The 22,609-nt window shown below is 40.9% G+C and carries 22 protein-coding genes and 1 pseudogene; 12 read left to right on the top strand and 11 right to left on the bottom strand.

The window, feature by feature from the left end; genetic code table 11:
- Nucleotides 1-183: 183 nt before the first annotated feature.
- The 10 genes from ACEYX7_RS06765 to ACEYX7_RS06810 form a co-directional block, all read right to left on the bottom strand.
- Nucleotides 184-606, bottom strand: a complete 423-nt coding sequence (locus ACEYX7_RS06765; RefSeq protein WP_374803042.1) for a F0F1 ATP synthase subunit epsilon — start codon at nucleotides 604-606, stop codon at nucleotides 184-186.
- Between the two features lie 21 nt (nucleotides 607-627).
- The gene (gene atpD / locus ACEYX7_RS06770; protein WP_374803044.1) at nucleotides 628-2,022 is read right to left on the bottom strand and encodes a F0F1 ATP synthase subunit beta; all 1,395 of its coding nucleotides are present in this window, start codon (nucleotides 2,020-2,022) and stop codon (nucleotides 628-630) included.
- 30 nt (nucleotides 2,023-2,052) lie between these two features.
- Nucleotides 2,053-2,922, bottom strand: a complete 870-nt coding sequence (gene atpG, locus ACEYX7_RS06775) for a F0F1 ATP synthase subunit gamma (protein WP_374803046.1) — start codon at nucleotides 2,920-2,922, stop codon at nucleotides 2,053-2,055.
- 114 nt (nucleotides 2,923-3,036) lie between these two features.
- On the bottom strand, nucleotides 3,037-4,581 hold the full coding sequence (gene atpA / locus ACEYX7_RS06780; RefSeq protein ID WP_374803048.1) for a F0F1 ATP synthase subunit alpha: 1,545 nt from the start codon (nucleotides 4,579-4,581) through the stop codon (nucleotides 3,037-3,039).
- Between the two features lie 51 nt (nucleotides 4,582-4,632).
- Entirely contained in the window at nucleotides 4,633-5,175 is a 543-nt protein-coding gene (locus tag ACEYX7_RS06785) for a F0F1 ATP synthase subunit delta (RefSeq protein ID WP_374803050.1), read from the bottom strand.
- 12 nt (nucleotides 5,176-5,187) lie between these two features.
- Nucleotides 5,188-5,658 (bottom strand): F0F1 ATP synthase subunit B, encoded by a 471-nt coding sequence (locus tag ACEYX7_RS06790; RefSeq protein WP_374803052.1) that lies wholly within the window; start codon nucleotides 5,656-5,658, stop codon nucleotides 5,188-5,190.
- Nucleotides 5,659-5,700: 42 nt separating this feature from the next.
- Complete coding sequence (gene atpE, locus ACEYX7_RS06795) at nucleotides 5,701-5,943, bottom strand: F0F1 ATP synthase subunit C (RefSeq protein WP_374803054.1); 243 nt, start codon at nucleotides 5,941-5,943, stop codon at nucleotides 5,701-5,703.
- Nucleotides 5,944-6,027: 84 nt separating this feature from the next.
- On the bottom strand, nucleotides 6,028-6,903 hold the full coding sequence (gene atpB / locus ACEYX7_RS06800) for a F0F1 ATP synthase subunit A (RefSeq protein ID WP_374803056.1): 876 nt from the start codon (nucleotides 6,901-6,903) through the stop codon (nucleotides 6,028-6,030).
- 124 nt (nucleotides 6,904-7,027) lie between these two features.
- The gene (locus ACEYX7_RS06805) at nucleotides 7,028-7,444 is read right to left on the bottom strand and encodes an ATP synthase subunit I (protein ID WP_374803058.1); all 417 of its coding nucleotides are present in this window, start codon (nucleotides 7,442-7,444) and stop codon (nucleotides 7,028-7,030) included.
- 315 nt (nucleotides 7,445-7,759) lie between these two features.
- Complete coding sequence (locus tag ACEYX7_RS06810; protein ID WP_374803060.1) at nucleotides 7,760-8,626, bottom strand: metal ABC transporter solute-binding protein, Zn/Mn family; 867 nt, start codon at nucleotides 8,624-8,626, stop codon at nucleotides 7,760-7,762.
- A gap of 186 nt (nucleotides 8,627-8,812) precedes the next feature.
- Between ACEYX7_RS06810 and ACEYX7_RS06815 the strand changes: the two genes are divergently transcribed.
- From ACEYX7_RS06815 to ACEYX7_RS06870, 12 genes and pseudogenes are all read left to right on the top strand, one after another.
- Nucleotides 8,813-9,334, top strand: a complete 522-nt coding sequence (locus tag ACEYX7_RS06815) for a transcriptional repressor (protein ID WP_374803062.1) — start codon at nucleotides 8,813-8,815, stop codon at nucleotides 9,332-9,334.
- A 78-nt stretch (nucleotides 9,335-9,412) separates the two neighbouring features.
- Nucleotides 9,413-10,144, top strand: coding sequence for a metal ABC transporter ATP-binding protein (locus ACEYX7_RS06820; RefSeq protein ID WP_374803064.1), 732 nt, complete (start codon nucleotides 9,413-9,415; stop codon nucleotides 10,142-10,144).
- Between the two features lie 21 nt (nucleotides 10,145-10,165).
- Nucleotides 10,166-10,969, top strand: coding sequence for a metal ABC transporter permease (locus ACEYX7_RS06825; protein ID WP_374803066.1), 804 nt, complete (start codon nucleotides 10,166-10,168; stop codon nucleotides 10,967-10,969).
- Between the two features lie 312 nt (nucleotides 10,970-11,281).
- The gene (gene ompR, locus ACEYX7_RS06830) at nucleotides 11,282-12,046 is read left to right on the top strand and encodes an osmolarity response regulator transcription factor OmpR (protein ID WP_374803068.1); all 765 of its coding nucleotides are present in this window, start codon (nucleotides 11,282-11,284) and stop codon (nucleotides 12,044-12,046) included.
- A gap of 109 nt (nucleotides 12,047-12,155) precedes the next feature.
- The gene (locus ACEYX7_RS06835; RefSeq protein WP_374803070.1) at nucleotides 12,156-13,610 is read left to right on the top strand and encodes an ATP-binding protein; all 1,455 of its coding nucleotides are present in this window, start codon (nucleotides 12,156-12,158) and stop codon (nucleotides 13,608-13,610) included.
- A gap of 136 nt (nucleotides 13,611-13,746) precedes the next feature.
- On the top strand, nucleotides 13,747-15,264 hold the full coding sequence (locus ACEYX7_RS06840) for an acetyl-CoA hydrolase/transferase family protein (protein ID WP_374803072.1): 1,518 nt from the start codon (nucleotides 13,747-13,749) through the stop codon (nucleotides 15,262-15,264).
- 157 nt (nucleotides 15,265-15,421) lie between these two features.
- Nucleotides 15,422-16,060 (top strand): annotated as a pseudogene (locus tag ACEYX7_RS06845) (vWA domain-containing protein).
- A 131-nt stretch (nucleotides 16,061-16,191) separates the two neighbouring features.
- Nucleotides 16,192-16,803 carry a TerD family protein gene (locus ACEYX7_RS06850; RefSeq protein ID WP_374803074.1) on the top strand — a complete coding sequence of 204 codons (612 nt, stop codon included), beginning with the start codon at nucleotides 16,192-16,194 and terminating at the stop codon, nucleotides 16,801-16,803.
- A 36-nt stretch (nucleotides 16,804-16,839) separates the two neighbouring features.
- Nucleotides 16,840-17,475: a vWA domain-containing protein gene (locus ACEYX7_RS06855; RefSeq protein WP_374803108.1), complete on the top strand. Its 636-nt coding sequence runs from the start codon at nucleotides 16,840-16,842 to the stop codon at nucleotides 17,473-17,475.
- A 50-nt stretch (nucleotides 17,476-17,525) separates the two neighbouring features.
- A complete protein-coding gene (locus ACEYX7_RS06860) occupies nucleotides 17,526-18,599 on the top strand; it encodes a TerY-C metal binding domain-containing protein (protein WP_374806935.1) in 1,074 nt (357 codons plus the stop codon).
- A 37-nt stretch (nucleotides 18,600-18,636) separates the two neighbouring features.
- Nucleotides 18,637-20,571, top strand: a complete 1,935-nt coding sequence (locus ACEYX7_RS06865; RefSeq protein ID WP_374806934.1) for a PP2C family serine/threonine-protein phosphatase — start codon at nucleotides 18,637-18,639, stop codon at nucleotides 20,569-20,571.
- Nucleotides 20,564-22,090: a helix-hairpin-helix domain-containing protein gene (locus ACEYX7_RS06870; RefSeq protein WP_374900355.1), complete on the top strand. Its 1,527-nt coding sequence runs from the start codon at nucleotides 20,564-20,566 to the stop codon at nucleotides 22,088-22,090. The genes ACEYX7_RS06865 and ACEYX7_RS06870 overlap by 8 nt, the downstream gene beginning before the upstream one ends.
- Nucleotides 22,091-22,193: 103 nt before the next feature.
- On the opposite strand, the gene ACEYX7_RS06875 is transcribed toward ACEYX7_RS06870, so the two are convergent.
- Entirely contained in the window at nucleotides 22,194-22,532 is a 339-nt protein-coding gene (locus ACEYX7_RS06875) for a hypothetical protein (protein WP_374900356.1), read from the bottom strand.
- Between the last annotated feature and the right edge of the window lie 77 nt (nucleotides 22,533-22,609).

A 22,609-nucleotide genomic window follows, 5' to 3' on the forward strand; every position in this document is an offset into this window, starting at 1 on the left:
CCGATGAATCTTTTGCTGCTAATATCTATCTGGCTGCAACAATAATCAATTTGCGTTAATTGTCAACACGCCCTAGTAAAATCAAGATTGTAAGGATATTTTATATAAGAACTAATCAGTATTCGAAACAAAAAACCGCCCCCAAAGGGACGGCTTACATACAAGATAAATTCGACTGGGAATTTACATTGCACGGTTTTTGATTTTACGCAATGTTTCAAGCTGTGCAGCAGTCTCAGCCAAAGCAGCCAAAGCAGCAGCGGCATCAATATCACTTTTTTGATTAGCAAGCAATTGTTCAGCATTTTTACGTGCTTCCAAAATTGCTGCTTCATTCAAATTATCGGCACGAATAGCAGTATCTGCCAATACAGTGATGACGTGCGGCTGTACTTCCATTACACCACCTGATACATAGACGATTTCTTCTTCGCCACTGTCCAGTTGAACACGAATCGGTCCAGGCTGTAATAGGGTAACCAATGGAGCGTGACCAGGTAAAATACCTAGCTCACCGCCCGCACCTTTGGCGATTAGACGGGTCACTTGACCCGAATAAATCGACTCTTTCACACTGACGACATCACATTGAATCGTTTTTGCCATGTCAATCTCCGACAAGTGTGATTATAGTTTCTCAGCTTTTGCAAGCGCTTCGTCAATACCACCAACCATATAGAATGCTTGTTCTGGGATATGATCGAATTCACCAGCCAAGATGCCTTTAAAGCCACGAATCGTTTCTTTCAAAGCAACATATTTACCTGGTGCACCAGTGAAGACTTCTGCAACGTGGAATGGTTGAGAGAAGAAACGTTGGATTTTACGCGCACGGTAAACAACCAATTTATCTTCTTCTGACAATTCATCCATACCCAAGATTGCGATGATGTCTTTTAGCTCTTTATAACGTTGCAGTACGTTTTGTACGTTACGTGCAATGTCATAATGCTCTTGACCAACAACCAATGGATCTAACTGACGAGAAGTCGAGTCTAATGGATCGATTGCAGGATAGATACCTTGAGATGCAATATCACGGCTCAATACAACTGTTGCATCTAAGTGAGCAAATGTTGTTGCTGGTGATGGATCTGTCAAGTCATCGGCTGGTACATATACCGCTTGGATAGAGGTAATCGAACCAGTCTTGGTTGAAGTAATACGTTCTTGCAATACACCCATTTCTTCAGCAAGTGTAGGCTGATAACCTACTGCTGATGGCATACGACCTAACAATGCTGATACTTCAGTACCTGCTAGGGTATAACGATAGATGTTGTCAACGAACAATAATACGTCACGACCTTTACCGCTTTCGTCTTTCTCGTCACGGAAATATTCAGCCATTGTCAAACCAGTCAATGCAACACGTAAACGGTTACCTGGTGGTTCGTTCATCTGACCATAAACCATGGCTACTTTATCAAGTACGCCAGAGTCTTTCATTTCGTGATAGAAGTCGTTACCTTCACGAGTACGCTCACCAACACCTGCGAACACAGACAAACCACTGTGTGCTTTTGCGATGTTGTTGATCAATTCCATCATGTTTACGGTTTTACCTACACCCGCACCACCGAACAGACCAACTTTACCACCTTTTGCAAACGGACATAACAAGTCGATGACTTTGATACCTGTTTCCAAAAGTTCAGTAGAGCCTGCTTGTTCTGCATAGCTAGGTGCATCACGGTGGATAGCCCACTTGGTAGCGCCTTCAACTGGACCTGCCTCATCTTGTGGGCGACCTAAAACGTCCATAATACGACCAAGTGTCGCTTTACCTACTGGAACCAAGATCGGCTCGCCAGTATTGCTTACACTTAGACCGCGTTTAAGACCTTCAGTAGAACCCATGGCAATGGTACGCACCACGCCATCACCCAATTGCTGTTGCACTTCTAGGGTAGTTTCAGTGCCATCAACATTAAGAGCGTCATAGATCTTTGGAACGCTGTTGCGTTCAAACTCGACGTCGATAACCGCGCCGATGATCTGAATGATACGACCGCTACTCATATGCTGTCTCCTCAATTCAAATAAAAACTGTTAAACGGCAGCGGCACCGCCAACGATCTCAGAAATCTCTTGAGTAATCGCGGCTTGACGCAGCTTGTTGTAGATGAGTTGTAGATCTTTGATCAGCTGACCTGCGTTATCTGTTGCAGCTTTCATTGCAACCATACGGGCAGACTGTTCACAGGCGATATTTTCAATTACGCCTTGATAAACCATAGACTCGATGTAACGCACAAGTAAACCATTCAGCAAGCTTTCTGCTTCTGGTTCGTACAAATAATCCCAACCATATTGACGGTTAAGATTCAAATCTGTATTCGCTTGTGCCAGTGGAACCAGTTGTTGTACTTCTGGTTTTTGAGTCATTGCATTGACAAAACGGTTAGACACTAAATAAATACGGTCTAATTCGCCTTGGTTAAATAACTCAAGCATACCTTGTACAGCACCTGTCAGTTGTTCCACTTCTGGGGCATCACCGATTTGGGTAGATGCAGAAACAACTTTACCGCCGTAATTCTTAAAAAACGAAACCGATTTTTGACCAATCAAAGCAAACTGTACTTCAATTGACTGCTCACGTTGCTGTTGTACGTGCTGAACCACTTTTTTAAACAAGTTAATGTTTAAACCACCTGCTAGACCACGATCTGAAGACACAACGATATAACCGATGCGTTTTACAGGGCGATCTACCATATAATGGTGTTTGTATTCTGGATTGGCTTGTACCAAGTGAGCGATTACACGGTGCATATTTTCGGCATACGGGCGACCTTGAGCCATGCGTTCTTGAGCACGACGCATCTTAGACGCAGCAACCATTTGCATCGCACGCGTAATTTTTTGCGTGGACTTAATACTGGCTACTTTGGCGCGAATTTCTTTTAAATTTGCCATACGCTTAACCTAATTCTCAACAGTAGAATAGCTATTTTACTGTTGATGCTTAAATCCGTGATTCAAACAAAATTTATCAAGCATCATCGTGGCAAGCACCATGATGCATTTTGATTAATATGTTTGAGTCGCTTTGAAGTTCTCGATACCTGCTTTAAACTCAGCTTCGATGTCTGAATTGTAGTCGCCTGTGTCATCGATTTTTTGCATTAACGCTGCTTTTTCAGAGCGGAAATACGAAATCAATGCTTCGTCAAATGCAACGATTTTGTTCACAGGAACATCAGCCATATAGCCTTCGTTTGATGCATAAACAGATACAGCTTGCTCTGCGATAGAGTAAGGTGCATATTGTTTTTGCTTCATCAATTCAGTTACACGTTGACCATGCTCAAGCTGTTTACGGGTTGCTTCGTCAAGGTCAGAAGCGAACTGAGCAAACGCTGCCAATTCACGGTATTGTGCAAGTGCAGTACGGATACCACCAGAAAGTTTTTTGATAATCTTAGTCTGAGCAGCACCACCAACACGCGATACCGAAATACCTGCGTTGACAGCAGGACGGATACCAGAGTTGAACAATGAAGTTTCTAAGAAGATCTGACCGTCAGTAATCGAAATTACGTTAGTTGGTACGAATGCAGAAACGTCACCAGCTTGAGTTTCAATGATTGGCAATGCAGTTAAAGAACCTGTTTGACCTTTCACTTCACCATTGGTGAATTGTTCTACGTATTCAGCAGATACACGAGAAGCACGCTCAAGTAAGCGAGAGTGTAAATAGAATACGTCACCTGGATACGCTTCACGACCTGGTGGACGACGTAATAACAATGAAATTTGACGATACGCTACAGCTTGTTTAGATAAGTCATCATAAATGATCAACGCATCTTCACCGCGGTCACGGAAGTATTCGCCCATTGTACAGCCAGAGTATGCAGATAGGTATTGCATTGCTGCTGGATCTGCTGCCGCTGCTGCCACAACAGTGGTATAGGCCATTGCACCAGTTTCTTCAAGCTTACGTACGACGTTAGCAATGGTCGATTGTTTTTGACCGATCGCAACATAGACACATTTAATGCCAGAATTTTTTTGTGCAATGATGGCATCGATTGCCATCGCAGTTTTACCAGTTTGACGGTCACCAATGATCAACTCACGCTGACCACGACCGATTGGAATCATGGTATCGACTGATTTATAGCCTGTTTGTACAGGTTGATCAACCGATTGACGCCAAATTACGCCTGGTGCAACTTTTTCGACTTTGTCAGTCATTTTTGCATTGATTGGACCTTTGCCATCGATTGGATTACCCAAAGCATCGACAACACGACCCAATAATTCAGGGCCGACTGGTACTTCTAATACACGACCAGTACAACGTGCTTTTTGACCTTCTTGTAGGCCCAAGTAGTTGCCTAATACGACCGCACCGACTGAATCCTGTTCTAGGTTCAGTGCCATGCCGTACAAGCCACCTTCAAATTCGATCATTTCACCGTACATGGCGTTCGCTAAGCCATAGATACGCACGATACCGTCAGATACCATGACGATAGTACCTTCATTGCTCTCGGTCGCACTGGTGTCCAGATCGCTGATACGCTGTTTAATGAGCGCACTGATCTCGGATGGATTCAGTTGTTGCATTGCGCTATTACCTCAATATTGTATGTTTGGTCTTTGCTCAATAAGTCAGACTTATTGTGCCAAAAGACGTGTTCGCATTTTTTCAAGCTTGTTCAGCGCAGAGTCATCAATGACTTCATCACCTGCACGAATTACCACACCAGCGATCAATTCAGGTTTAATTTCTACCTTTGCATTGACACTACGTGCAAAACGCTTTTCCAAACGGCTCACCAGCATTTGTTCTTGCACTGATGATAATGGATAAGCGGACTCAATCACCACGTCAAGCGTGTTGTTGCCTTGAGCCTTAAGTAATTCATACTCTGCTGCAATATCAGGAAGCAAAGCTAAACGGTCGTTTTCTGCCAACAACGTTAAGAAGTTGGAAATCGCAACTGTAGTTTGCTCTGCACCTAACACATTTACAAAAGATTTAACTTTTTGTGCAGGGGTGAGTTCTGGGCTACTGATATAAGCGGAAAATGCTGCGTCTTGCACCGTTGCACCTAGCATCGCCAAATCCGAAGACCATTTGTCTTCAGTGTGATGCTCAGCGGCATAAGCAAATGCTGCTTTGGCATAAGGACGTGCCAAGGTCAAGAGTTCAGCCATATTACGCCTCGCTTAAAGTTTTGCTGCCAGCTGTTTAAGCATGGCATCATGAGCTTGTTCATCAACACGTTGGGCAAGAATTTTTTCTGCACCCTCAATGGCAAGCGATGCCACTTGTTGACGTAGAGCTTCGCGTGCTTGGTTGACTTCTACACCGACAGCTTCTTGTGCTTGTTTACGGATACGCTCACCTTCAGCAGTTGCTTGAGTGCGCGCTTCTTCAACAAGTTGAGCAGCACGACGGTTAGCTTGTTCGATTAATTGCGCAGCTTGAGCTTTTGCAGCATCAATTTCAACTTTGACTTGTGCTTGTGCATCAGCCAATTCAGCCTTGGCACGTTCAGCAGCATTCAAGCCATCAGCAATACGACGCTGACGCTCACTAATCGCATTAATCAATGGTGGCCAAACAAATTTCATACAGAATGCAACGAAGATTGCAAATGAAATCGCTTGTCCAAACAAGGTTAGGTTGATATTCATGTTCGCTTATTCCTTAAAAAATGGGTTTCAGGATAAAGCTAATTAACCTACAAATGGATTAGCAAAGATGAAGTACAAGCCCATTGCTACACCGATCATTGGTACAGCATCTAGAAGACCTGCAAGCAAGAACATTTTAGTTTGAAGTTGTGGAGCAAGTTCTGGTTGACGAGCAACAGATTCTAAGAAACGACCGCCCAAAAGACCGAAACCAATCGCAGTACCCAAAGCACCAAGACCAATTAATAAAGCAGCTGCAATTGCAACAAGACCTAATGTTGTCATATCAAATTCCTCAAGGAAGTTGGTTAAACCAAGTTTAAATAAAAAATTCGCCAAACTACAATACACTGTAGCTTGGCATTACCGTTAATGCTTTTCGCTCGCCATACTCAAATACACGACAGTTAACATCATGAAAATGAAGGCTTGCAAGGTGATAACAAGAATATGGAAAATCGCCCATGGCACTGCCAACGCCCATTGGATATAAAACGGCAATAATGCAATCAAGATAAAGATCAATTCACCTGCATACATGTTACCGAATAGTCGTAACGCCAATGAGATAGGACGTGCAATAAAGGTTACCAATTCCAAGATTAAGTTGATTGGAATAAATAACGCTTTTAAGATAGGGTTTTTTGGATTAAACGGATTGAGTGCCAATTCACCCACAAAACCGCCCACACCTTTTTCGCGTAAACTATAGAAAATAATCAACGCAAATACAGACATAGACATACCTAAGGTAATGTTTGGATCTGTTGATGGAACAATTTTAAAGTAAACATGATGCGGATCCATGCCGAACACATGTGCACCGACTTGTTGAGCTAGATAAGGAATCCAATCCACAGGGATTAAGTCCATCAAGTTCATCAAGAATACCCAGACAAAAATCGTCAAGGCGAGTGGTGCAACTAAGCGTGATTTGCCATGAAACGTATCACGAACACTGGTATCTACAAACTCGATAATCATTTCAATTGCTGATTGGAATTTGGTTGGTACACCGCTGTTTGCAGCTTTTGCAACAATCCAAAACAATAAACAAAAAATGATACCTAGTCCGATAGACCAAGCCATTGAATCCAAGTGAATCGCAGTGAAACCCATTGCATGAGCTTCCTCAGCACTCTCGGCCAATTTCCATGTACCGTCTGGCATTTTGCCATAAGTCATGTTGGTCAAGTGATGCTGAATATATTCTGTCGAAGTGAGGGTATGTCCTTCAGCAGCCATAAATCACACCTGGTCAATAAAAAATTACGGTGGTGTACACTGCAAGCAGTATACGAATCAAATTTTTTCGCTATCAGTCAGATTTTTTTAGCCAATAAAAAATCCCACAAAACAAAACAGCTGTTCAAGCTTTACTGTATTTGTGTAGCCAAAACGGGGCGAGCCACGCCATCGCCTGCACAAGCATCAAGCCTGCCAATACTGCCAGCATATTGATGGGTTTTACTTGGGTCAAAATTAAAATCAAACCGACAATCACTATCACAAATTTTCCAGTCATGCCTTTATACATATTGTTCAGAACATATTGAGATGCTCTCGCTCCCGAAGTTCTAAAGGATTGCCAAGCAAAATAAGCGCTTGCCAACCAGTACAATCCTGCACCTAAAGCTGCACTCTTTGCAGCAACATTATCCTGTACTAGCCAAGCCAATATCGCTGCTATCGGTATCATTAAGGCTTGTAACAAAGTCAAGGCTTTTGCCAAACGTGCATCGACCAAACGAGCAGTTTGTTGTCCACCTCGGTTTGCATGGCTCATCGCACGTGCCTCGCAGTTGCCGATCAAGTGTATTGGAACAATTGTGTTAAAAATTGTTGTTAATCGGCAATATTATAAAGTGGGCATTGCTAACATGCAATCATTATCAGACTAAAAGGGTATTTAAAAAGTCACAAAAGGGCAAAAGCTTACAAAAAAGCTTGGCAATTTGCCAAAATTGCCAATTGGTTATCATGCTGAGAAATACTTTGTTTAAAATTTTAAATGTCAAAATCGTTTGAATTTTTGTTTGTTGTTACAGCGTAATGTTATAAAAATAGCGTCACAAGGACGCTATTTTTGATTTTATTCAAATTACTGTGTGCAATTTTTTACAGTATTGGCAAGGTTGATCCAGCCTTGTACAAAATCGGTTTCTTTAGACATTGCTTCATCCACACGCATCATTTTTACTGGTGCAAGTTTTTGTTGCAACGAACTGTCTGCATCGTATTCTGCCAATAAACACATATTTGGTTTTGGACGAGATTTGTTTAGATTCACAATCTGTGCAGCAGTAGGAGCAAGATGATGATCAGCTGTCAAGCCACCAGCATATTTCAAGTTTAGACTACGCTCTAAATACTGATATGCATCGTGATAAGCCCAATATGGTTGTTCACGATTGTTGGCATTGGCACGGCTGGCATCTGCCATTCTTTTGCTAAAATTGCGTGCATTTTCTTGAAGTTTTTGTTTTTGAGCAGGTAGTTGTTGTCCACGTAAATTGGCAATAAAGAATGCGATACGGCTAGCATTCATCGGATCTAACCAAACATGTGGATCTAATGTATTTGCGATAGGTTTACCATTGACATCACGCTCTGGCAAACGATGCACAAGATTATAATCGTAGATCGCAATCGCTTTTTTATCTTTACCCAAAGTACTGGCTAAAGATTCCTCATATTGCTTACCATACCATAAGATTTGCTTAGCATCCTGCATCGCTTGACGTGCTTTCGGTGTGAGCTGAGCATCATGACCTGTGTCATGAGAATTAATCAGTAATACAGGTTCTTCGACACCTTTAGTGACTTCTTTTGCGATCAAATATAAGGTTTGGGTAGATACCACAAAATCTTTAGCATAAGCTGCGGTAGTTGCCAAAATACTGGTCAAACCCAAGCCAATCGTTGCTGTTAAAACCTTTTTTGCAAAAGAAAGTTTTTGCTGTGACATGAGATGTTTCCTAAGTCTGTTTTTAAGTTGCAGTTATGTTATTATATAACATAAAATTCAAAATGACGCAAAATTTTATGCTAGCGTATGATATAACGTGCTAAGATATCACAAGAAATGATGCCATGTTAGTCTAAGCATAACCATCATTGTTATTTGCTTTTTAATAGCATTGAGAGAGTAGAGATGAGCAAAGCCTGTAACGAACATACGCAACACCAAGATGATGTTTTGCATGGTGTACATTCCCATGGTTCGGTTGAGGAACGATTACAACAAGCAATCGAATTGTGCGAGCAAGAAGGCAGTAAGCTTACGCCTTTACGCCAAGAAGTTTTACAGCTTATTTTGTCAGCACAGGGTCCAGTCGGTGCTTATGACTTATTGGCAAAAATCAAAAGTAAAAATGGTCGCCCAGCTGCACCACCTACTGTGTATCGTACTTTAGATTTTTTATTAGAACTGGGTTTGGTACATCGTCTGACCTCGATTAATGCCTTTATTCCTTGCTGTCATCCACGAGAAGGGCATCAGGCAGCGTTTTTAATCTGTCAAAATTGTCAATTGGTACAAGAAACTTCGGCAGATAAATTGTTTGGTGAACTGTCTAGAATTGCACATCAAGGAAAATTTGTTGCAAAGCATAGCACAATCGAAATCAGTGGCTTATGTCAAAAATGTAGTAGCTTGGATGAAGCACACTGCTAGGCTAATTATCAGCTTAAGTCATTTGAAAATTTTCCGCTGCTTTGATTCCAAAAAATTGGTCTAATCCTCAGGTAAATCATGAATTCTGCCTCACCTAAGCTCTTGAGCTTAGAAAATATTTCAGTGCAATTTGCACAGCGTCATATCTTGAATCAGATTAATTTAGATCTGATTCAGGGGGAAATCGTGACTCTGATTGGACCAAATGGGGCAGGGAAATCGACTTTAGTAAAAGTCATTTTGGGTATCATCAAACCTTCACAAGGTCAAATTATTCATCACCAAAAAGTTCACGCTTGTTATGTGCCACAGCGATTTCATCCATCGCCAAGCTTGCCAATGCGTGTGATTGATATGCTAAATTTGGAACAAGCAGACAAAAGCTATCAACAGCAGATTATTCAAGAATTAGGCCTAGAAAAATTACTATCAAATTCGGTACATCATCTATCGGGTGGTGAAAGACAACGTATGCTATTGGCACGTGCATTACTCAAAAAGCCAAATTTATTGGTTTTGGATGAGCCGATGCAAGGCTTGGATATTCAGTCGGAAGAAGAGTTATATGATTATGTACAAGCTTTGCCACAGCGTTTTGGCTGTACGGTGTTGATGGTGTCGCATGATTTGCAATGGGTGATGCAAGGAACGAACCGTGTGGTGTGCTTAAATCATCATATTTGCTGTACAGGTATGCCAGAGCAGATTCAACATAATGCGGAATATCAAGCGATTTTTGGGCATAAAGTCTGGTATCAACATCATCATGATGCTTGTCAGCATCCAGCACATCAACACACTCAACCATAATCGTATAATAGGATTCTTATCATGAATGAATGGCTAAATATTTTAGCACCAGCATGGTTGATGGGCAGTATTTTACCTTTTTTGACCGCACCTTTAGGTTGTATCATGCTATGGCGAAGAATGGCATTTTTCGCTGATACCATGGCACACGGTACATTGTTGGGACTAGCGATTGCTGGTTTGATGGGTTTGCCATTGTGGATTGGTGTGATTGCCAATGCGTTATTGTTGGTATTTATTCTGGCGAATTTACAAGATAAACGTTTGCCAAATGATGCTTTGTTAGCATTGTGTTCATCAGCTTTGCTGTGTAGCGGTTTGTTATTATTACAACAAATTCCTGCGTTACGTGCGGAAGTGATGGGTTATCTTTTTGGTGATTTATTATCCGTCACATGGCAAATGATTCCTTATCTTTTGGCAGTGATTATTTTTGGTAGTGTGGTTTTGGCAATAACATGGAAAGCACAATTACGCTTGAGTATGGCGGAAGATATTGCACAGAGTGAAGGCTTGTCCAGTACTCGTTACCGTCTTATTTTTATGTTGGTACTGGCATTATTTACGGTCATTGCATTACAAGTAGTTGGTTCGTTATTGATGGGTGCCTTGCTGGTTATTCCTGCTTTGACAGGGCGTTTGTTGGCAAAATCACCAAAACAAATGTTGTTTTTTGCATGGTTGGTTGCAGAGATTGCAATGACTACAGGGCTTTGGGGTAGTGCGTGGTTAGATTTGGCAACAGGTTTGGCGATTGTATTGACCATGGCATTGATGTTTATTGCGGTGTTTGTTGGGCAGAAATTATTCTTTAAATACAGCTAATCAATAATTATAATCTAACATGAATGTATTTTTAATATTTTGATTTTTATGAAATTTTAAAATAAATTGGAGAATGTATTTCATAAAACGGAATGGATTGAGCATAGTGAATGATTTGCAATGAAAAAACTTGTTTGAATTTGGTTGCTAAGTTATGACAAAGATAAAGATTTTTGCTAAATTTGGGACAAAGTATGCTGTTCGATCATTTGTTGAAATCTGAGTCTATACTATTGGTAGTTTATGTATGGTATAGAAAATGATGAATGGTTTATGATAAGCACAAGCAATCAACAAAAATAGGAGTATATGATGAGTTTAGTAACGTCCGTAGATGGCGAAGAAGTAGTACGCTCTGATGCTGATCGAGTAGATCGTATATTGGTTGTCGACGACGATGTACGTTTGCGTACGCTATTGCAACGTTTTTTGGAAGATAAAGGTTTTGTAGTCAAGACTGCTCATGATGCTACGCAAATGGATCGCTTGTTGCAACGTGAGATTTTTTCATTGATCGTGCTTGATTTTATGTTACCTGTAGAAGACGGCTTGAGTATTTGTCGCCGTTTGCGTGGAGAAGGTTTGGACACACCGATTATCATGCTGACTGCACGTGGTAGTGATACAGATCGTATCGCAGGACTCGAAGCAGGTGCTGATGATTATTTACCAAAACCATTTAACCCAAATGAGTTGCTCGCACGTATCCGTGCTGTATTACGCCGTCAGATCCGTGAAGTGCCAGGAGCACCAAGTCATCAATTAGAGGTCGTGAATTTTGGTTCGTGGTCGCTAGATTTATCGACACGTACTTTGACACGTGAAGGACAAGTGGTGACTTTGACTACAGGTGAATTTGCAGTACTCAAAGCTTTGGTACAACATCCGCGTGAGCCACTAACTCGTGACAAATTGATGAATTTGGCACGTGGTCGTGAATGGGGGGCAATGGAGCGTTCGATTGATGTGCAAGTATCACGTTTGCGTCGTTTGATTGAAGATAATCCACAACGTGCAAGATATATCCAAACTGTATGGGGCGTAGGTTATGTCTTCGTACCAGATGGTATGGAATAATTTTTAAAAAGTGGGCGTGTGATAAATATTGCACGCCCATTTTTAATGCTATTTTGATGCAATACATAGTAAGATAGCAACGTGTCAATCCAATACAATCTAATTCATTATGAACGAACAACCACATTATTATTCTGATATTTCATCTGCTTATCGTGAGCGTGAACGTACTTCTTGGGAGCGATTTTTAGATCGTTTCAAACCACGTTCGGCGGCGATGCGTACCACGCTTTTGGTGACATTAGTCAGTCTGTTTACCTTGTGGATGTCTGTTTGGCTATTTTGGCGGACTTTATATTTGCCTGAAATTAAACAACATGCAAAATATATTGCGATTCAGATTGATTTTTTAACAGATAAAGAATTTGAATTTAGTTATAGACATCAGCCTGTCAAAGTCGATGCATGGATGAAAGAGCGTTTGGGGGTGGAAGTCGTAGATGATGCCGATCTCTTTCCAAATGTCAAAGAAAAATATATCGCTGAGATTATCACAGATCGTTTGGGTGCATCGATTGCCAAGCAAATGAACGTTGCACCTGAAGAAGTGACGGTGTATTTTCAATTTAAGCCTACGCCACAGCTGTGGATCAAGACACCAGCTATGCCAAACAAGTGGCTTAAAGAACCACTGCCAAGTTATGCCAATTATAGTGCGGAATTAATTTTTGCTTGGTTATTGGGTATTCCATTTTTGACCATGGTCATTGTATTGATTTTGGTAAGACAATTAAACCGTCCATTAAAACGCCTACAAAATGCCGCCAATCGCTACACCAAAACAGGTACTGCACCTTATTTGGTCACCAATCATGGTCCTTTAGAGATTCGCCAAGTTAATTTATCTTTTAACCAAATGATGAGCAATATCCAACAGACTGAACAAGAACGACGTATCATGTTGGCAGGGATTTCACATGATTTGCGTACGCCTCTGACGCGTATTCGTCTTACAGCAGAGATGATTCCTGATGACTTTGTCAAAGAAGGCTTGATCTATGATGTCGATGATATGGATGCGATTTTAAATCAATTTATTTCATTTATGCGAGATGGTTCGGATGAAGAGATTGAATTGATTGATGTGAATCTATTATTACAAGAAATCGTAGTGCAGTTTCAAACTTTAGATATTCGTTTTCAGGCTCGTAATATTCCCAAAATTCCTGCACGTACATTATCACTAAAACGTCTTGTGGCGAATCTGGTTAATAATGCCAAAAAATATGGTGCAGAACCGATTGAAATTGATGCATATCGTGAAGAAGACGCATTGGTGATTCGTGTGGCGGATAATGGTACAGGCATTGACAACAAAGACATTGAAAGCCTCATGCAACCTTTTACACGAGGTGAATCAGCACGCACAGTACAAGGTAGTGGTTTGGGTTTAGCAATTGTTAAACGTATTGTGGAATTACATCAAGGGCGTATCGTACTGGCTAATCAGAAACAAGGTGGCTTGGAAGTCAAAGTCTATTTGCCTTTGGAGTTGCCTGTAGCGGATGAAAAAAATGAAAACGCTTTTGAACGTTTTCGCCAGAAAATCACCGAACATTTATAACCCAAATGCCTAGATTTACATTGTAAAAAAATTTAGACCTTAGCATGATAACAATTGCCTTTTGGGGCAATGGCAAGCTACAATCGAGTGATGGATTGTTCCTTATTTATATACTCACTTTGATAGAGAGAAACACATGTCTTTAGATCGTATTCGCCTAGCGTCTTTGCATGACAAAGTCTGCTCAGCAGAACAAGCTGCTACTTTTGTAAAAGATGGTATGTTGGTTGGTATCAGTGGTTTTACTGGTGCAGGTTATCCAAAAGCATTACCTACCGCAATCGCTGAACAAGCCAAAGCTGCTCATGCACGTGGCGAGAAGTTTGCGATTCGTATGGTGACAGGTGCATCGACGGCACCAGAATGTGATGGCGTATTGGCAGAAGCGAATGCGATTGCGTTCCGTAACCCGTTCCAATCAGATCCAACGTTACGTAACAACATTAATGCGGGTAATACTGCATACCAAGACATGCATTTGTCACACGTTGAGCAACAAATTCGCCAAGGTTTTTATGGTGATATGGAAGTTGCAATCATCGAAGCAACAGGTATCACAGAAGATGGTAAAATCATTCCATCAATGGGTATCGGTCACTGTAACGAAGTACTCAAAGCGGCTAAAAAAGTCATTATCGAAGTGAATGCCAAGCAAAATCCATTGCTTGAAACCATGCATGACGTGTATTTTGACATTGGTACACCACCGAATCGTCAGCCAATTCCATTGGTACAACCAAGCGATCGTATTGGTACACCTTATTTAGAATGTGATTTGGATAAAATCGTTGCGATTGTATTTACTGATTCGTTTGACCGTAACAGTAAATTTGCTGATCCAGATGAAAATTCAAAACGCATCGCTGCACAAATCATTGATTTCTTAGGTCATGAAGTGAAAGCAGGTCGCTTACCGAAAAACCTATTACCATTGCAATCAGGTGTAGGTAACGTAGCGAATGCTGTATTGGCAGGTCTTTTGGATGCACCATTTGAAGATTTGACAGGTTATACCGAAGTATTACAAGACGGTATGTTAGACTTGATTATTGCAGGTAAAATGAAATCTGCATCTGCAACAGCATTGTCTTTCAGCCCAGATGCATTGCAACGCTTTAACGATAATATCGAATTTTTGCGTGACAAAATTGTCTTGCGTCCAATGGAAATCACCAACAATCCAGAGTTGATTCGTCGTCTCGGTATCATTGGTATGAATGCCATGATCGAAGCGGACATCTATGGTAACGTCAACTCAACCCACGTTATGGGTACCAAGATGATGAACGGTATCGGTGGTTCAGGTGACTTTACACGTAACGCATTCTTCTCATTCTTCGTTACACCATCAACAGCCAAAGGCGGTGCAATCTCAAGTATCGTACCAATGGTATCGCACCATGACCACACTGAACATGACGTGATGTTTGTAGTCACTGAGCAAGGTATGGCGGACTTACGTGGTAAAGCACCGCGTGAACGTGCTAAATTAATCATCGAAAACTGTTCACACCCAGACTATCGTGATATGTTGCGTGATTATTATGCTCGTGCTGAAAAATCAGGTGGCGGTTTGCAAACACCACACTTGTTGCTAGAAGCATTGTCATGGCATCAACGTTTTGTTGAAACAGGCGATATGCGTATTAAATAATTGATTATTTAAACAATATGCAAAAAATGGAACTGCTTTAAGGGTAGTTCCATTTTTTTATCATTCAGCAAAATTTAACCAATTTAACAGATGATTTTTGCACAAAAATACAGTACAGTGAAGCTTAAGGATTATTCAAATTGTCGCGGAGAAAAAGATGCGTCGTTTACCTGTTTATTTATTATTAGATACGTCTGGCTCTATGCATGGCGAGCCAATTGAAGCCGTAAAAAATGGTGTGCAAGTATTGTTATCAACCTTGCGTAAAGACCCACATGCCCTAGAAACGGCTTATTTATCGATTATTACTTTTGACTCATAAGCCAAACAAGTCGTACCTTTGACCGAGTTAGTCAGCTTTCAAATGCCAAATATCGAAGCGACTGGCTTAACCCATTTGGGCGATGCTTTGGCATTACTTGCTGATAAAATCAATACCGAAGTCACTAAAACCACTGCCACAGTCAAAGGCGATTGGAAACCGTTGATTTTCTTAATGACCGATGGTGCTCCAACCGATGATTGGCAAGCAGGATTGGCAAAACTCAAAGCTGCCAAAGCAGGAACAATCGTGGCATGTGCCGCAGGTGATGCAGCCAATACCAGTATTCTCAAACAAATTACTGAAATCGTGGTCGAGCTTGCTGTGGCGGATGAAAATGCCATCAAAGCGTTCTTTAAATGGGTATCAGCAAGTATTGCAGTGGGTAGTCAAAAAGTTGATTTAAATAAAAAAGACATTGAAAGTGCCAATGATCTACCACCGCCACCGCCAGAAGTGAAATTGGTACTGTAATTCATCAATTCATCTTTGCAATAAACAGGTAATGATTTTGTGTTATAAGTTAATCATTATCTGTTGTTGGTTTGGTCATCATCTAAATTGATTTAGAATTGAAATAGTTACATTTGACAGGAGTACAACACATGGCAGTTACTTTAGCAAAAGGACAAGGTATTAGCCTAAAAAAATCAGAATATGACCTATCCAAAGTCGTGATTGGTCTAGGTTGGGATATGAAAAAGCAGGGCTTTTTTTCCAAACTGATGGGTAAAGGCGAATATGACCTTGATGTGGCGGCATTTTTGCTAGACGGGCAGGGACGTATCGCCAATTTAAGCGAAGATATGGCAAGTAGTGATATCGTCTTTTATAATAACTTAAAACATTTTTCTAGTGCGATTTGGCTGACGGGTGATAACCGTACTGGTGCGGGCGATGGCGATGATGAACAAATCATTGTGCGTCTAAATGATTTGAGTCCACAATATCAACGCATTGTTTTTATTGTACAAATTTATAATGGTATTAAAAACAAACAGCATTTTGGTGAAGTGGATAATGCCTTTATTCGTGCGGTAGATGCCAATGGCAAAGAAATGGTGCGTTTTAATTTATCCACGCATCAGCAATATGCAGGACAATGTTCGCTATTGTTTGCTGAATTGGTACGTAACGGCTCGCATTGGGATTTTAATGCCATTGGGGAATCTTCACCAGCCGATAGCTTTGTTTCTTGGTTACAACGTTTTCAATAAAATCAAATAGATATTAATTTTGGAGTCATCATGGGCGTGCGTCGTTTACCTGTTTATATTTTATTAGATACTTCTGGTTCTATGCGTGGTGAACCAATTTCGTCGGTCAATGTCGGTTTGCAATCCATGCTTTCGGCATTAAGACAAGATCCGTATGCCTTAGAAAGTGTGTATTTGTCGATTATTACTTTTGATATGCAAGCCCAAGTATATTTGCCTTTGACGCCATTGGATCAGGTGCAACTCAGTCAAATTGACGTACCGAGTGCAGGGGCAACCTTTATGGGTGCGGCGTTAGAGCTATTAGCAGAGCGTGCCAATCAGGAGATTATCAAAAGTACGGATGAACAAAAAGGCGATTGGCGACCATTATTGTTTTTGATGACTGACGGCTCGCCATCTGATGTGTATGCCTATGATCAAATGCTGCCTGTGATTAAAAATTTAAATTTTGCATCCATTATTGCCTGTGCCGCAGGACCAAAAGCCAAAGTGGATAGCTTGCAAAAATTAACCGATCAAGTGGTGGTGCTTGATACCATGGATGCCAGCAGCTTTGCCAGTTTCTTTAAATGGGTATCGGCAAGCGTTGTGGCAGGTAGCAATAGTGCAGGGGTTAGCCAAGATGGGGCATTACCACCGCCACCGCCAGAAGTACAATTAGTATTGTGATCAATAGATTATGACCATTTAATTTTTAAAAACTTATAAGGGATAAAAACATGCGTCGTTTACCAGTATATTTTGTTTTGGACTGTTCAGAATCCATGGCAGGCAGTAATCATCAACAGATGCAATACGGTATCCAAGAAATCCTTGCCAGTTTACGCAAAGATCCCCATGCTTTGGAAACGGTATATGTATCGGTGATTGCCTTTGCAGGCATTGTCCGTACGCTTGTGCCTTTGGTCGAATTGTATGCTTATTATCCAGTGCGATTGCCTTTGGGTGGTGGAACCAGTTTGGGCAAGGCATTAGAACACTTGATGAATGAAATGGATCGTCATCTCATCAAATCCACGCCCGATGTCAAAGGCGACTGGAAACCGATGGTATATTTATTTACCGATGGTCGCCCGACGGATGAATGTAAAAATATGATTTATCGTTGGCAAAAACACTATAGCCGACGTTGTACTTTGGTGGCGATTGGCTTGGGTAAAGGCGTTGATTTTGAAGTATTAAAACAATTGACGCCAAATTGTTTGGCATTTGAAGAATTGAACGATGATAATTTTAAAAAGTTTTTTAAATGGTTAAGTTCTTCGATTTTAACGCATAGCCAAAGCTTGGGTGCAGGCAAAACCGAACAGGCAGGTGTGCCATTTAGTAGCGATAATTTCAGCGAACATTATCTCAACTTGATGAAAGACCAAGCAAAACCCAAAGAGCAGGTTGATGATCAATGTGTGACCTTGGTGGGACGCTGTGCTAATACCGCTCGCCCTTATTTGATGAAATTTGAACGTGAAACCGCTTATCAAGCCCCAGTCGATTTGGGTTTAAATTTAAAATATGATCGTTTTGCTTTAAGTTTGTGTTGTCCGATTGATGATGATTATTTTACTTGGACGGATGTCAATCATGCGGTGCAAGAAATCAATACCAATCTACTTAAAGGTGCCCCAGAATGTCCGTGTTGCGGTGCGGAAACGGCTTTTGCTATGTGTGGTTGTGGCAATTTGATGTGTTACGATGGCGAGACTGAATATGTGGTGTGTCCATGGTGTCGTCGTCAAGTCAGCTTTGGACAAGGTGGCGATGAAGGTTTTGATGTCAAACGTGGACGTGGTTAAAGTGCTGATTTGAAAAAGATAAAATAGGAAAAATAGCATGGCAGAACAGAACGAACATTTGAATTCATCTGAAAATCATCAGATTAAAGATATTGTGCAAGCCTTTTTTCAAAATATGAGTAGCGATGATTTGGCGTATTTGTGCCGTCAGCCTACGGTTTATAATGCCGTCTATGATTTGGCGGAAGTGATTTATACTGAGCATCAAATATGTGATGCGAATGATGTGTTGGCTCAGATTTTGTTACAAGGTCGTCTAGCTACATTTGACCGTGATGCTTTGCAACAACGGCTTGCACAGCAACAATTTTCGGAAAATAATTTGTGTTTATTTGAAAACAATGCTGAGCAAGATGAAGTAGAAAAGGCAGAACACTCAGCACAGCAGGCTTTAGCTGTAGCAACAGCTGACAGTACAGAAGCTGAAAGTACAGACATTGACAGCATAGAAATTGACAGTACAAAAACGGATAGTATTGCCGAGCCAATTTCTGATACGTTACTGGCAACAAATCAGCCTAAAAGCGATGATTTAAAAGCCCCGATTTTAGATAGTAGTTTAGATAATAGTTTAGACCAAGCCGCAGCGACCGCAACGTCAGACAGTGAGAAAGTGAAAATGCCATTTTTTAAAGTTGATATTGCCCATGTTGGCAAAGCCTATCAATCAAAAATTCGTATGCATAGCCCGATTGAGCAAGATATTGACATCATTCAACATCAAGTGCATTTTCCTGAGCAAATTGGCTTAACTTTTGATGCAGCGACACAAATGATTGTCGGTCAGCCAAGTCAAGATGGTGAATTTTTATTAAGTTTTGATTATATCGATCCGCAAACTCAGCAAAAGCATGCCGCCACAGTACAGCTAATTGTGATTGCCAACCCTGCCGATATGTGGAAAGACGTTGAGCCTGATGCAACGGTTGCCTATGGCAAACCGCACACTGAAATGAAAAGTATCGTGCATGATGATTATCATGTCTATGCGACACGTCGTCGTGGGCGTTCGCATGCCCATGCAGGGACGTACTGCGATGATGATTTTCATATTCAGCGTTTGCAAGACAGCGATTGGTCGATTTTGATTGCAGCCGATGGGGCAGGTAGTGCTAAGTTTTCTCGCTTAGGTTCAAAACTGGCTTGCGATACAGTTGGTGATGTGTTGAGAGGTTTTCTTGCCGATAAACATTCAGCATTAGATGAATTATTAAGCCATTGGAAAATTGGGCAAGGCGATGATGTTGATACGCAAAATGCTGCCAATGAATTGTTTAATTATTTTTACCGCCAATTCCAAACCGCCAGTCTAGATGCCATCAAAGCGATTGAGCATGAAGCGAATAAAATTGATGCAAAACCACGTGACTTTGCCACCACTTTATTGATTGCAGTCGTCAAAAAGCAAGCGGATAAAACCTTTATTGCCAGTTTTGCGGTGGGTGATGGGGCGATTTGTGCTTATAGTGCTGAGCATGTGGTACTGATGAATCAGCCTGATGGTGGTGAATATGCAGGGCAAACACAATTTTTAAGTCCTGATATTTATCAAGACGCCAGTCGTACTAATATTCGTTATTTATCAGGTGATTATAGCGTGATGTTAATGACAGATGGTATTTCAGATCCAAAATTTGATACTGATGCCAATTTGCAATCTGCGGAAAAATGGCATGAATTTTGGCAACAAGATATTCTGCCGAATCTTGCACAAGCCAACCCAAATCAAGCCTTGCTAGATTGGTCGCATTTTTTTGCCAAAGGACATCATGATGACCGTACTTTGCTATTGCTGACTGCAAGCCAACATGTACAAAATTTAACCGATAGTATTGCCGAAAATCAGCCTACTGATGAATTAAGTATCTCTGAGCAAATGGATAATTTAATCCAAAATATGCCGTCAGATCCATCGACTGAACAGCAATTGAATCATCCAACAGATAGCGAAAAGGACAGCAAGCATGACTAAGACCATACATTGCCAAACCACGGATGGACAAGCCATCGCTTATGTGGATGACATCATTGGCTCGGGTGCGATGAAAGATGTGTATTTTTCGCCCGATAAATCTTATGTGGTGTGCTTTTTTAACAAAGACAAAAATAAGTTTTATCAATCCAAACAAGATTATGAACAGCAAAAAGACCGCCTAAAAGAAATTGTCGGTAATAAATGGCAAGGTATTTTTAATGGTGCAGGTGGTGATTATTGGAAAAAATTATTCTGCTGGCCTTATGCTTTGGTTGAACATAACGGCTTATTGGGCATCGTTGCACCGACTTATCAAGGACAATTTTTCTTTGAATTTGGTTCAAAAAATAATGACTTTTTGGGTATCAAAGGCAAGGAAAAAGAAGGCAAATGGTTTGCCAGTGCCAATAACCAAAATCGCTTTTTGGACGAAAGAGAAAAGGGCAATTGGTTGTCTTATCTCAAGATTTGCCTCAGCATTGCCCGTGCCGTGCGTCGTATGCATGCCGCTGGTTTGGCACATTCCGATTTGTCTTATAAAAATATTTTGATCGATCCTGTGACGGGTCAAGCTTGCGTGATTGATGTCGATGGCTTGGTTGTGCCGAATAAATATCCGCCTGATGTAGTGGGTACGCCAGATTTTATCGCCCCTGAAGTGGTGAAAACCAATCATTTGGATAAACAAGATCCCAATCGTCATCTGCCCAATATCATGACCGATCGCCATGCTTTGGCAGTGTTGATTTATATGTATTTATTGTATCGTCATCCGTTGCGTGGTGGCAAAGTGCATGATGTCAATGATACGCAAAATGATGAAAATCTCAGTATGGGCGAAAAGGCACTATTTATCGAGCATCCAACAGATAGCAGTAACCGTGTTAATCTGAGCCAAATCCGCTCTAGTTCGTTGCCATGGGGTGATCCTGCACAAGTACCGTTTGATGTGACTGGGCCTTACCTGAAAGAATTATTTTTAAAAAGTTTTGTCACAGGTTTGCACGATCCACAAGAACGTCCAACTGCCAATGATTGGGAAACGGCTTTGGTTAAAACTGTAGATTTGCTACAGCCTTGTCAAAATAAAGGTTGCGGTCAAGCGTGGTATGTATTTGATAACAGCACTGAGCCTGTTTGTCCATTTTGCAAAACGCCATTCAAAGGTAAATTACCTGTGCTGAATTTATATTCATCACGTCAAGCAGGTAGTTTTAGACCAGATAATCATCGTTTGATGGTGTGGACAGGGCAATCGCTATTTGCGTGGCATGCCAATGCTTTAATTGCCCCGAATGAACGATTAAGTGCTGAACAAACTAAACGTGTGGGTTATTTTGTGTTCCATCAAGAGCATTGGTGGCTGGTCAATGAAAATTTACCTGATTTGATGGATGTAGCAACTAAACAAGTCATTCCGATTGGTGGAAAAATTGAACTGGTGGATGGCAAGCAGATTCTATTGTCTCAAGCCTATGGTGGACGTTTGATTGTGGTACAAATGGTGGAAAGCTAATTTTTCATTTGATGCAGATTGTAAAATAGGGCGATACAGCCCTATTTTTATGTATGTGAACAAGGTACTGAATAGCTTACCTTAATATCTTTGGGTGGAAGTTTTAACTAACCACGTGGATAAAAGGGTAGTAGGCGAAAGGATAGCAAACAGTCACGATCCATGCAATTTTGCGAAAACGAATGACTTGAGCAAGAAAAGGATAATGTTCTTGTTGTCCTTGTAATTTATCACTGCTTGGAATAGCAAATAATAATAAACACTGCAATATAATCATCACAAACATCACCATAAAGCTCCCTAATGTAATCCAACCTAATGATTCACCCAGATAAAAGTGATCGTTATTGTCTTGTGTTTGGATGGCATTGATTTTCAATTGAATATTAATCATTGCCCACGCCAATAATAATGTAGGAACAAAGCTAAGACCATAAAACATATAATAGACCTCTTTCGAAAATGTAAATTTAGCGATTAACTTGCCAATTTATAAATCCTGCCACTAATTTCATTCTC

It is taken from the genome of Hubeiibacter jixunmingi (assembly GCF_041928215.1).
Lineage (GTDB): Bacteria > Pseudomonadota > Gammaproteobacteria > Pseudomonadales > Moraxellaceae > Acinetobacter.